The sequence below is a fragment of the Phytohabitans sp. LZ39 genome (assembly GCF_059359075.1).
In genome coordinates this window covers 210,291-222,510 of the sequence record NZ_JCADBM010000003.1, presented here as the reverse complement: position 1 = coordinate 222,510, position 12,220 = coordinate 210,291, and the positions used below count along the sequence as shown (strand labels likewise).

Sequence of the window (12,220 nt, the reverse complement as noted above, 5' to 3'; positions counted from 1 at the left end):
CCCAGCTCCATTCCATTCACCAACGCGGATGAACGGAATCTACAGGCTAGATCGCGGGCTTGGCAAAAACTTTCATCGAACCCTAAGAGTCGCACGGACCTCGCCGGCGGGACGCAGCGTGACCATCGGCGCGAGGCGCACCCGCTCGTCGAGCGCCTCGACGCGGTAGCGCGCGAGCAGCGCCCGCAGCAGGATCGTCCCTTCGAGCATCGCGAAGTGCTCGCCGATGCAGCTGCGCGGCCCGCCGCCGAACGGGAAGTACGCGTAACGCGGCCGCTCGTGCTGGCCGGTGAACCGGCTCGGATCGAAGCGCTCCGGGTCGGGCCAGAACTCCGGGTGCCGGTGCGTGACGTACGCCGAGAGCATCACCCGGGTGCCGGCCGGCACGTGGTAGCCGGCGATCGTGGCGTCGACGTCGGCGAGGCGCTCGGTGGTGTACGCCGGCGGGTACAGCCGCATGCCCTCCAGCAGCGCCGCCCGCGCCAGCTCGGCGTCACCGCCCGCGACCCGCGCCTGTAGCTCGGGCTGCCGCCCCAGCTCCTGGAGGGTGAACGTCAGCGCGCCCGCCGTCGTCTCGTGCCCGGCCAGCAGAAACACCAGCACCTGGTCGCGTATCTCCTCAGTGGACAGTGGCTGCCCGGTCTCCGGATCGGTGGCGGAGTGCAACCGGCTGAGCATGTCGTCGCCCGCGCCGCGCTCGGCGTGGCGGGCGATGATGCCGTCGACGATCGCGTACTGCGCCGCGCGCTCCCGGCTGATCCGGCGGGCCCGCGGGGTCGGCCAGGCCAGCGGCGCCCGGACGATCTGGAGGGTCCGCGCCAGGGCGAGGTCGCTCAACACCGGCATGAGCCGCTGCATCCGCGGCACGGCCTCGTCGACGTCGTGGCCGAACAGGGCCCGGCTGACCACCCGCAGCGCGTACCGCTGCATCAGCTCGTGCAGGTCCACAGTGGCGCCGTCCGCGACCGGGGACGTGTCGGCGATGCGCGCCGCCTCCTCGGTCATCAGCTCGGCGTAGCCGGCGACGCGGCGCGGCGTGAACAGCGGCTGTAGCGTGCGTCGCTGGCGCAGCCACACCTCGCCGTCGCTGGTCAGCAGCCCGGTGCCGATCAGCTCGGTGAGCACCTGGAACGCCGTCGTGCGGCGGCTGTAGAGCCGCGGCGTGGTGAACACCTCGTGGATGCTGTCCGGGTGGTGCGCCATGACCACGCGCTGGGTGAGCGGTCCCCATCTCGGCCCGAAGCGGTAGGCGACGACGTCGCCGTAGCGACCGAAGCCGGCCAGCATCGTGCCCAACATGTCGCGCCTGAACGCCGGCGCCATGCCCAGCACCGGGTGCCCGGTAGGCCCCGGTGCCGTGGACCGCACCATCTGCTGCGTCGCCACGTGATCACCCACAGCCCCGCGTTGGTCGCCCTCGGTCAGCTTGCCACGCGCTCAGTCGGGGAGAAAGGGCGAAGTTTCCGGCTCAGAGAAGCTTGCGGGCCTCGGTGGCTAGGCGTGGCAGCGGGTCGCCGGGGTGGCGGAAGCGGTGCAGGGCCGCGCGGCCGCCGGGGGCGCGCAGCCGGCCGACGAGCGTGGACGGCAGGGCGATCGTGTAGAGGAAGCCGCTGTCGTCGAAGCCTTCCACCAGCCAGGAGACCCACGGCAGCTGGAAGGTCGTGGCCGGGCTGAAGGCGGCCGGGCGCTGGCCCTCGAACGTGACGCCGTACGCGCCGAGCCGGCTCCAGTTGGAGATGGAGATGGCGCGGTTGGCGGGGTCGAAGCCGTTGGGCACGCAGTCGCGCACGCGGGAGCGGCCGACCGTGTCGAGGAACGCGTGGTTGGACCGGTAGCTCAGGTGTGCGCGGGTGAAGTCGTCGACCGCGGCCCGGATGCCGGCCGCCAGCGCTCCCGGGCCGGTGTGCGGCGGCCAGGCGAGGCTGATCTCGCTCAGCAGGTTGCCGACGAGGCCGGGTGGCAGGTCGTAGCGGCGGCGCATGTCGACCGGCAGCGTGAGCGCGCGGGTCTGTGCGTCGCCGTCGAGGTGGCGGATCGTGCTCACGAGGTGGGCGCAGAGCGCGTCGTTTCTGGACAGCCGCTGGCCGGCGGCGGCGCTGAGCTCCGCGCGCATCCTGCCCACCTCCGCGTCGCCGAAGTAGGCCTGTACGGTGCGGCTGGACCTGGCGGCCAGCTCGACCTGGCCCCGCAGCTCGGCGGCTTCGGCGGGGTCCAGCAGGCGGAAGGCGGGGTGCCCGGAGTCTTCGGCCGGGAGCACCTTGTTCAGGTAGGCGTCGCGGTCTTCGACCACCTGTACGGGCGGCGGCGACATGCCCTCCACCGACGCGGACCAGGCGCGCATCAGCAGCATGAAGGTGGTGATGTCGCCGACCGCGTGGTGCCACGAGCAGCCCAGCGCGGTGCCGCCGCCGGCCATGCGGCTGACCTGCACGGTCAGCAGCGGCCGCTCGCCCAGCCCGGCGGCGGGCGCGTCGACGTGGGTGACGAAGCCCGACGCGGGCAGGGTCACCCGGCCGATCGCACTACTCAGTGGCTCGTCGACGTCGACGAACGTCATCGGTACGCCGGCGTCGTCGCAGACGATCTCCAGCGTCTCGTCCCGGGTGCGCAGGCGGCCGGCGAAGACGGGCAGGTGGGCGAGTGCGCGGGTGAGGCCGTCGGCCAGGCGGGTCTCGTCGAGGGTGCGCGCGAAGAAGAACACGACGGAGACCGGGAGGTCGGCCAGCATAGTGTCCATCAGGCCGCACCGGACGGCGGTGCCGGGGCTGTGGCCGGCACGGATCGTCCTGGTTTCACGGACTTGTGACCAGTCACCCATGCGCCACCCTCCTCTGTGGACAACGTACCGCCCCTCGTACCCGGCCCGCTCGAGGATGGCTAGGCTCTGGAGCGCCGCTGACCCGTGGTCGGAGCTGGTGGCCCTTCCCGGCACGCGGATCGGCGTAGCGGCGTACGTCGAGAGGCGTATCCGGCCCCCGTCCCGCCACGCGCGATGACGTAGGCGCTGCCGCGCCTCGGCGGACGACCCGGCGCCGCCCCGCCGGAAGCATCGGATCAGTCATCCACCAAGGGAGGATCCGATGACGGTTACCCTGACCAGGACCGGTGAGCGCGGCGCGCCGGCCCGCGTCCGGCCGGGCGTGCTCGGCCGGCTCGGTGGGCTGGCCTTCCGCCGGCGCGGGACCGTGCTGCTCGCCTGGCTCGCGGCACTCGTGATCGCCTTCGGGCTGTCGTCCGCGTTCGGCGGCGACTTCGCGGCCGACTACTCGGCGCCCGGCTCGGACTCCAAGCAGGCCCAGGACGTGCTGGCACAGCGGTTCCCCGCGCGTGCCGGCGACAGCGTCGACGTCGTGGTGCGCGCGGACGCCCCGGTGACCGACCCGGCGGTACGTGGTGCGGTGAGCGCGCTCCTCGACGACCTCGCCGGCCTGCCGCACGTGGCCGCCGTCGACGACCCGTACGCGTCACCGGGCGGCGTGTCGCAGGACGGCCGGACGCTGCTGGCCCGGCTCAACCTCGACGTGACAAACCCGGCGGACATGCCGGTCGCCGACACCGAACGCCTGCTCGGTGCGGCCGAGGCGGCCAGCCGGCCGGGGCTCGAGGTGACACTCGGCGGGCAGGCGGTCCAGCTGGCCGAGGGAAACGAGGTCGGCTCGGAGGGCATCGGCCTGCTGGTGGCGGCCGTCATCCTGCTGGTCATGTTCGGCACCGTGGTCGCCGCGGGGCTGCCGCTCGGCGTGGCGATCGCGGGGTTGGCGGTCAGCGGTGTCCTCACTGGACTCGTCGCCGCGCTGCTCGACGTACCCGACTGGGCGCCGGTGCTGGGCTCGATGCTGGGGATCGCGCTCGGCATCGACTACGCGCTGCTGATGGTGACGCGCTTCCGCGAGTGGCGCGCGGCGGGCCTGGACCCGGAGGCGGCCACGGTGGCCACAATGGACACCGCCGGCCGCGCGGTGCTCGTGGCCGGCGGCACGGTGATGGTGAGCATGCTCGGGTTGTTCGCGATGGGGCTGTCCTTCATGAGCGGGGCCGCCGCCGTCACGATGGTGGCCGTCTTCGTCGTGCTGGCCGCGGCCGTCACGCTCTTCCCGGCGCTGCTCGGCTACCTGGGCAAGTGGATCGACCGGCTCCGCCTGCCGATGGTGCGGCGGCGCACCGCATCGGCCCGCGGTGTGGGGTGGGGCCGGTTCGTGCGCCGGCACCGCGTGCTGGCGATGTTCGCCGGCGTGGCGGCGTTGCTCGCTCTGGCCACGCCGTTCCTCGGTGTCAACGTCGGCTTCCCGGACGCCGGCAACGACCCCGAGGGCACATCCAGCCGGCGGGCGTACGACGCGGTGGCCGAGGGCTTCGGTCCGGGCGCCAACGGGCCGCTGCTGCTTGTCGCCGACCCGGCCGTCGCGCCCCGCCTGGCCGCCGAGCTCGCCGGCACGGCGGGCGTCGCGGCGGTGTCGCCGGTGCAGCTCAACCCGGCCGGCGACGCGGCGGTACTGACCGTGGTGCCGACGACGGGACCGCAGGACGCCGCCACCAAGGACCTCGTACGCACCATCCGCGACCGCGTGATACCGGCCGCCACCGCCGGCACCGGCGCCGAGGCGCACGTGGGCGGGGTGACCGCGACCGCGATCGACACCAACACCGACATCGCCAATCGGCTGCCGCTGCTCATCGGCGGCGTGGTGCTGCTCTCGATGCTCCTGCTGATGCTCGCGTTCCGGAGCGTGGTGATACCGCTGACCGCGGCGGCGCTCAACCTGCTCTCGGTCGCGGCGGCGTACGGCGTCGTGGCCCTCGCGCTGGAGGGCGGCTGGCTCGGTCAGCTGATCGGCGTCGACACCGCTACGCCGCTCGCCGCCTTCGCACCGGTGCTGATGTTCGCGATCCTCTTCGGACTGTCCATGGACTACCAGGTGTTCCTGCTCAGCCGGATGCGCGAGTCATGGGTCCGCACCGGGGACAACGCCCGCGCGGTGACCCACGGCCTGGCCAGCACCAGCCGGGTGATCACCGCGGCGGCGGCCATCATGATCGCGGTGTTCGCCGCCTTCGTGCCCAGCTCCGACGTCGCGGTGAAGGTGCTCGGCTTCGGCATGGCGGTCGCCATCCTCATCGACGTGACCGTGGTGCGGATGCTGCTCGTGCCGGCCACCATGCACCTGCTCGGCCGGGCCAACTGGTGGCTGCCCGCGTCGCTGGAGCGGAGGCTGCCGCAGCTGCACGTCGAGGGCCCGCCCGAACAGGCTTGAGCCGGGTCGGGACTGGGTACGACCGGGGTATGGCGAGCGTCTCCGACCGTGCCGAGTCGTACTGGATGGATTCGACCGCGCCGACCGCGTACCCGCCGGTCGACGGCGACGTCGAGGTGGACGTCGCCGTCGTCGGCGGTGGGATCGCGGGCCTGTGCGCCGCGTGGGAGCTGGCCCGGGCCGGGCGGCGGGTGGCTGTGTTCGAGGCGGACCGGATCGTCGCCGGCACGACCGGGTACACCACCGCGAAGCTGACCGCCCAGCACGGCCTGATCTACGACCGGCTGCGCTCGTCGCTCGGCGCCGACACCGCCCGCTGGTACGCGCGCTCGCAGCTCGACGCGATCGAACGGGTCGCCGCCGTCGCGGCGGAACTGGGCATCGACTGCGACCTGGAGCGGCTGCCCGCCTTCACGTACGCCACCTCCGCGGACGGGGCCGAGCAGGTGCGCGCCGAGGTCGAGGCGGCCTCGGCGGCGGGGCTGCCGGCGTCGCTGGTGACCGAGACCGGGCTGCCGTTCGAGGTGGCGGCGGCGATCCGCGTGGAGGACCAGGCGCAGTTCCATCCGCGCCGCTACCTGCTGGCGCTGGCCGACGACCTGACCCACCAGGGTGGACAGATCTTCGAACGCACCCGGATCACCGACCTGGACGAGGGCGAGCCGTGCCGGCTGACCACCGAGTCAGGCGCCACCGTCAGCGCCCGCGACGTCGTGGTGGCCACCCACTATCCGATCTTCGACCGCGCCAGCCTCTTCACCCGGCTGGTGCCGCGCCGCGAGCTGGTGGTCGCGGCGCCCATCGCGGCCGCCGACGACCCCGCGGGCATGTATCTGACCACAGAGGACAACACCCGCTCGGTGCGCACCGCGCCCTACCGCGACGGTCAGCGGCTGCTGATCGTCACCGGCGAGCACTTCAAACCCGGCACGGAGGGGGTCGAGGATCGCTGGCACCGCCTGGCCACGTGGACGCGCGAAAGGTTCAAAGTGGACGCCCTCGCCTACCACTGGGCCGCGCAGGACAACACCACCCCCGACCGCGTGCCGTTCGTCGGACCGTTCCATCCCGGCGCCGACCACGTGTACGTGGCCACCGGCTTCAACGCCTGGGGCATGACCAGCGGCGTCATGGCGGGCCGGCTCCTCGCCGCGCTCATCGGCGGTGCCAAGCCGGAGTGGGCCGGCGTCTACGACCCCCGCCGGATCCACGTCAAGGCCGAGGCGGGCACGTTCCTCAAGGCCAACCTGGCCGTCGCCCGCCACTTCATCGGCGACCGCCTCCGTACGTCGCATGTGGACTCACCCGACGAGCTGGCCGCCGGGCAGGGCGCCGTCATCCGCCTGCACGGCGAACGGTGCGCCGTCTACCGTGACACCACCGGCACGCTGCACGCGGTCTCCGCCACCTGCACGCACCTGGGCTGCACGGTCGCCTTCAACGACGCGGAACGCAGCTGGGACTGCCCCTGCCACGGCTCCCGCTTCGACCCGGACGGCTCCGTGCTGCACGGCCCCGCCACCCAGCCGCTCCCCGAGCGCCCACTGTAGCGACCTTTCGGGGTCAGGGTCGCCGCTTGTCGTGGCGTTGCTTCGAGGCATATTTTGCCCACGTCCGCGTCAGCTGCGGACCGTATGCTCCCGCGGGCACCGCTCCCGGCCGGCGGCTCGCAGCGCTCGCCGAAATCCCCGGCCGTCCACTGCCGGGTCCGCGGGACAAGCCCGAGGGTGTTTCGCGCCGTCGCAGAGCCCTACCTTCGTGGTCCAGACCGCCGCTCGCGCGGCCTGACCGGTCCCGCCGCCGGCCCGCGCTCACGCCGAGCTGTCGAGCTGCCCCGTCTGTGCGCTAGGTCGACAGCCAATGAGCGTGGCACCCGGTCGCCCCACGCAGGCGGTGAAACACCGCGATCAGATCGCAAACCCACAGGGGCCACCAGGTACCAAGATCTGGCGGTGAGCCGCCGATCGAGGTCGTGGCCGCGCTTGATCCCTTCGGCCGATGGGCAGCGCGACCAGGAGACGTGAAGAATCCTCGGGCATGGATTCGATCCTGACCCAGGTGTTCCTGCCCGTCGCCCTCGGGATCGTCATGCTCGGGCTGGGGCTCGGCCTCGTCGTGGCCGACTTCCGGCGCGTCGTGGCGTTCCCCAAGGCGGTGCTCGTGGCGTTGGTCTGCCAGGTGGTGCTGCTCCCGGCGGTGTGCTTCGGTCTGGTGTTGGCGTTGGATCTGCCACCCGCGCTCGCGGTGGGCATGATGTTGCTGGCCGCCTCGCCCGGCGGCACGACCGCCAACCTCTACAGCCACCTCTTCGGCGGCAACGTGGCACTCAACGTCACCCTCACCGCGGTCAACTCAGTGCTCGCGGTCTTTACGCTGCCCCTCGTGGTCAACCTTTCCCTGGACTACTTCCTGTCGGGAACGGGCCAGGTCGGCCTCCAGTTCGACAAGGTGCTCCAGGTCTTCGCGATCGTGCTGGTGCCGGTCGGGCTGGGCATGCTCGTCAGGTCGCGCTGGCGTCAGTTCGCCGAGCGGATGCATCGCCCCGTGCGGATCCTGTCGGTCGCCGTGCTGGTGCTGGTGATCGCCGGCGCGATCTTCCAGGAGCGGGACAACCTGGCCGACTCCTTCGAGGCGGCCGGGGTGGCCGCCCTGGCGTTCAACCTGATCAGCCTCACCGTCGGCTATCTCGCGCCGCGACTGGCGAAGGTCGGCCGCGCCGAGTCGGTGGCGGCGGCCATGGAGGTCGGCATCCACAATGGAACGCTGGCCATCGTCATCGCGACGACGCTGCTCGACAGCACCGAGATCGCGATACCGGCGGCTGTCTACAGTCTCGTCATGTTCTTCACCGCGGCCGGATTCGGCTACCTGGTGCGTCCTCGAAGCGCCGAGGGCGGCGCGTCCGCGCGTCCCGCCGTCCAGGCCTCCGACCCGTCCGTATGACGGCGGCGGGGCTGGCCCGGTGAAGGGCCAGCCCCGATCCGCGTGGTGACCCGGTGTCAGCGGGCCAGGGCCTGGCCCTGCTTGTCGGTGAACTTGCCGACGATGATCATGATGAGGTCGATCAGGACCCAGATGCCCAGCCCGCCGAACGTCACGATCTGGAGGATGGCGGTGCCGACCTTGCCGACGTAGAAGCGGTGTGCGCCGAGCATGCCGAGGAAGAAGCAGAGCAGCAGGGCGACCAGCCAGGTCTTCTGCCCGGTAGCGCTTGTGGTCGTGGTGCTCACGGGTATCCCTTCGAGGAGTTATCACTTCTGGTGATGTAGCGGACGGGATACTAGCCACAACCGCGGCGGCGCGCTGCCCCGGGGCACGGGATCAGTCCTGAAACAGCTCCGGGACGATGTCGCGAGCGGCGCGGCGGGCCACCTCGACGGCGCCGTCGGGGGCGCCGCGAAGTGGCCATCGTGGACGGGTACCGGCGTCCGTCCAGCCGCCGACCGCGGCCAGAAAGCGGTCGAGGGCCGGATTGGACAGTCCGTCCGCTTGCAGCGGGGCGACGTGCGCGGCGAAGAACGCGTTGACGCGCCGCTCGATCTCCAGGCCGGCGGCCGGGCCCGCAACGCGGTCTCGTACCAGCGGACGGCACCGGCCGGCGACATCGCGGCCACATTGGAGTAACTGCCGTGCGCGCCGAGGGCCAGCCCCGAAGCGAGGGTGTGGCCGGGCACGAAGATGGCGCGGTCGGGCGCGGCGTCGCGCATGGCCCGAAACCAGTCGCGGTCACCGCCGGCCGTCTTGGTGCCCACAAGGCTCGGCACCGCGGCCGCGAGGCGGCTCAGCAGCGCCGGCGGCACCGGAGTCTTGGCGTGCGGCGGGTTGTACAGCACCAGCGGCACCGGGTCCGCCTCCTCGGCCACCCGCGTCAGAAACGCCACGGCCTCGTCGTCGTGGAGCCGCACCCAATCCGGCAGGATCACCTGGAAGGCGCCGGGCGCCAGGTGCTTGGCCCGGCGCACCCGGTCCAGGGTCGCCTGCGCGCCGGGGTGGCTCGCCCCGATCTGGAACGGCACCCCGCTGGCCGCGACAAGCTCGTTGATCCGGTCGTACTCGTCGCCGTCGAGCGTGTTGAACTCGCCCGCCGTCCCGTGCGCGTAGATGCCGTTCAACCCGGCCGCGGCCAGCCGGTCGAGCTGCTCACCCAGCCGGCCGAAGTCGATGGTGTCGTCGTCGCGCAGCGGCAGCAGCACGGTGCCCCAGACCCCGCGAAGGCCTCCGCCGGTGAGCGGTCTCATGATCGACATACTAACGTCGGCCGGCTCGACGCTCGGTTACTGGCCGCGGCTGGCCGGGTCTACGCGGGCCCAGCGGAGCAGGTCGGTCATCTTGAAGGTGCCGGGGGTCTGCGCCGGCAGCGTGGGGCGCCAGTTGGGCGGGGCGGCCCGCAGGTAGGAGCGGGAGTCGAGCTGTAGCAGGCCGATGAAGACCTCGCCGACGAGGCGGCCGCCGGTGGGGCCGAGCACGATGCCGTCGCCGATCAGCTCGGCCTCGGCGAGGATGTAATACCACAGTGGAGTGTTGCGTTCCAGGCCGAGTCCGTAGTGGGCCAGCTCGTCGAGGGTCAGCGCGCCCCAGCCCATGGTGTTCGCGACGCGCTGGCCGGAGGGCAGGCTCCAGGTGAGGTGGCGCAACAGGTTGCGCTGGGGGAGCGAGGTCGGTGGGTCGCCGCTGGCGATGGCGCCCAGCGGGAGGTTGAACAGGGGCGTGGAGATGGTGCGGTCGATGCGCTTGTTGGGCCGCACCTGCCCGTCGCCGAAGTTGAAGAACGTCTGCCAGCCGATGAACCGCCGCCGGGCCCGCCGGCCGCCGCGCAGGTCGACCGGGTCGGCCTGGCCTTCGCCGGCGGGGTCGAAGATGAAGCCGAAGAACGGGGTGCCGTCCGGGTTGCCGGCCAGGTTGACCCGGTACGAGGGACGGACCATGCTGTGGCCGAAGCGGTACGCGGCGCCCTGAAACTCGACCGGGATGAACGCCGGCCCCGGCTCGGGGCGGTAGAAGCGGCGGCCGTGGGCGAGGATGTCCTGGGTGATGCCGTGGCCGGCCACCTGGGGCAGAAACTCGTTCACGATGATCCACTGGTAATGCCAGGTGATGAGCTGGCGGGCCTGGTCAAACAGCTGGTTGGTCGGCACGCCCTGGCCGCGCAGCTGGTCGACGGCCCGGTTGTGCGACAGGATCATCGCCGCCTGGAGGCCGGAGATGATGACGTTCTCGTCGTTGCGCGGGTCGGCGATGATGGCCGTCCCGCTGGCGGTGCGTGGCACGTCCTCGAAGAGGCCGCCCGACTCGATGCGCAGCTTGACGCGGTCCGGCTGGTAGAGCGACGGGCTGGCGACCGGGCCGCCGCCGTAGACCGAGTCGAGGTCGAGCGCGGGGGTGCGGACGTTGGGCGTCGTCTCCGGCGGTGTCGGCACCGCCAGGCGCGACGTCGTGTCGAACGTCATGTCGTGGTCGAGAAACTGGCCGAGGAAGGTCGTTCCCGCGGTGTGGAAGGGGTTGTCGCGGTTTCGGGGGCTCAGCTCCGGGTTGGTGATCAGCCGGATCGGGCCCTCGTGCAGCGGGTCGCGGGCGTCCAGGGGACCGCCGGCCCGGCCGATGTCGGTGAGTGCCGCGCGGCTGCGGCTGTCGGCGGCGACGAACGGCGGCAGGCCGGGAAACATGCGCCCGAACCGGTCGGAGGGCGTGGCGGCCTCGGCGGCGCCGTGTCCGGCGAACGCCGGAGCGGCCGCGCCGGCCACCGCACCCGCCGCCGTCGCGCTGACGCCCGAGATGAATCTACGGCGAGAAACCTGATGTGGGGTGCCCATGGCTGACCATTCTTAGGCGCTCGGGCGGCCGAGGTCCCCACCCCCAAGGGATACCATTAGGAAACTTTCCTTTTAAAACAAGTGCGGCCGGTGGCAGTATCCTGTACCGATCGATCAGCATGAGGTTTCCGCTCCGCGGCCGCGGCGTCCCGGCCGGCCGAGCATCGTCGACGTGGCGCGGCTGGCGGGCGTCTCGCGGCAGACGGTCTCCAATGTGCTCAATGGGCGCGCGGCCTTCAGCCGCGAGACCGAGTCTCGTGTCGTGGCGGCGATGGAGGCGTTGGCCTACAAGCCGAGCCGCGCCGCGCAGACCATGCGCTCCCGCCGCACGCGCCAGCTCGGATACCACATGTCCGGTGCGCAGCTCGAGGTGGTGAGCGGCTTCACGCTGGGCTTCGTGCAGGCGCTGGTCAAGGCGGCGGCGCGGGAGGAGCACCAGATCGTGGTGTTCACCCACCACGGCGACGACCCCGCCCCGGCCTTTCGCGACCTGATCGCCCGCCGCGGTGTCGACGCCTTCGTGCTGGACGAGTCCAGTGTGGACGACTCGCGCGTGCGCCTCCTCGCGGAGGAGGGGATCCCGTTCGCGTGCTTCGGGCGCACCGCGCCAGGCCTGCCGCAGCAATGGGTCGATGTGGACAACGTCGCCGGCATGCTTCAGCTCGTCGACCACCTCGTGGCGGCGGGACACCGCGACTACGCCTACGTGGGCGCCGGCGGCGACGAGTACTGGAAGGGCGAGCGCCTCGACGGCCTCCGCCTGGGGCTGGCGAGGCACGGGCTCGGCATCGGCGCGGACCGGGTGTTTCGGGGCAGCGACGACGAGATCCGCGGCTGGGTCCGCGCCCTGTTTCGCCGCCAGCGGCCGACCGCGATCGTGACCAGCAGCGACGCCGTCGCCGTCGTGGTGGTCAACTCCTGCCAGGCCGCCGGGCTGCGGGTCGGCCAGGACATCGCGGTCACCGGCTTCGACGGCGGTGCGGTCGGGCTGCTGACCGAGCCGGTGCTGACCAGCGTGCGGATCCCGGTCGAGCGGATCGCCCGCGAGCTCGTCGCCCGCTGCCTGGCGGAGATCGCCTCGGGCCCCACCGGCCGTCCCGGCCTGATCGTCCCCACCGAGCTCACGGTCGGCGGCAGCGCCTGAGGGGGATCGTGGCA

Annotated in this window: 9 protein-coding genes; 4 read left to right on the top strand and 5 right to left on the bottom strand. The window is 72.2% G+C overall.

All coding sequences use genetic code 11. The features are described 5' to 3' along the window. Positions 1 to 72: 72 nt before the first annotated feature. The gene (locus AC5L36_RS07545; protein WP_441216860.1) at positions 73 to 1,386 is read right to left on the bottom strand and encodes a cytochrome P450; all 1,314 of its coding nucleotides are present in this window, start codon (positions 1,384 to 1,386) and stop codon (positions 73 to 75) included. An 82-nt stretch (positions 1,387 to 1,468) separates the two neighbouring features. Continuing rightward, positions 1,469 to 2,737, bottom strand: coding sequence for an acyltransferase (locus AC5L36_RS07540; RefSeq protein WP_441216859.1), 1,269 nt, complete (start codon positions 2,735 to 2,737; stop codon positions 1,469 to 1,471). Positions 2,738 to 3,080: 343 nt separating this feature from the next. Here AC5L36_RS07540 and AC5L36_RS07535 point away from each other — a divergent pair, with 343 nt between their 5' ends. The 3 genes from AC5L36_RS07535 to AC5L36_RS07525 all read left to right on the top strand — a co-directional run bounded on the left by AC5L36_RS07535 (position 3,081) and on the right by AC5L36_RS07525 (position 8,195). Then, entirely contained in the window at positions 3,081 to 5,252 is a 2,172-nt protein-coding gene (locus AC5L36_RS07535) for an MMPL family transporter (protein ID WP_441216858.1), read from the top strand. A 29-nt stretch (positions 5,253 to 5,281) separates the two neighbouring features. After that, positions 5,282 to 6,802, top strand: a complete 1,521-nt coding sequence (locus AC5L36_RS07530; RefSeq protein WP_441216857.1) for an FAD-dependent oxidoreductase — start codon at positions 5,282 to 5,284, stop codon at positions 6,800 to 6,802. 487 nt (positions 6,803 to 7,289) lie between these two features. After that, the gene (locus AC5L36_RS07525; protein ID WP_441220975.1) at positions 7,290 to 8,195 is read left to right on the top strand and encodes a bile acid:sodium symporter family protein; all 906 of its coding nucleotides are present in this window, start codon (positions 7,290 to 7,292) and stop codon (positions 8,193 to 8,195) included. A gap of 56 nt (positions 8,196 to 8,251) precedes the next feature. Here the strand turns inward: AC5L36_RS07525 and AC5L36_RS07520 are convergent, their stop codons facing one another. The 3 genes from AC5L36_RS07520 to AC5L36_RS07510 are packed head-to-tail and all read right to left on the bottom strand — an operon-like array spanning position 8,252 to position 11,062. Next, the gene (locus tag AC5L36_RS07520; protein WP_441220973.1) at positions 8,252 to 8,482 is read right to left on the bottom strand and encodes a TM2 domain-containing protein; all 231 of its coding nucleotides are present in this window, start codon (positions 8,480 to 8,482) and stop codon (positions 8,252 to 8,254) included. A 21-nt stretch (positions 8,483 to 8,503) separates the two neighbouring features. Then, positions 8,504 to 9,490 (bottom strand): dihydrodipicolinate synthase family protein, encoded by a 987-nt coding sequence (locus AC5L36_RS07515; RefSeq protein ID WP_441220972.1) that lies wholly within the window; start codon positions 9,488 to 9,490, stop codon positions 8,504 to 8,506. 36 nt (positions 9,491 to 9,526) lie between these two features. Beyond that, positions 9,527 to 11,062 (bottom strand): peroxidase family protein, encoded by a 1,536-nt coding sequence (locus tag AC5L36_RS07510; protein ID WP_441220970.1) that lies wholly within the window; start codon positions 11,060 to 11,062, stop codon positions 9,527 to 9,529. A 172-nt stretch (positions 11,063 to 11,234) separates the two neighbouring features. On the opposite strand from AC5L36_RS07510, the gene AC5L36_RS07505 reads away from it, so the two are divergent. Beyond that, the gene (locus AC5L36_RS07505) at positions 11,235 to 12,206 is read left to right on the top strand and encodes a LacI family DNA-binding transcriptional regulator (RefSeq protein WP_441220968.1); all 972 of its coding nucleotides are present in this window, start codon (positions 11,235 to 11,237) and stop codon (positions 12,204 to 12,206) included. The last annotated feature ends 14 nt before the right edge of the window (positions 12,207 to 12,220 follow it).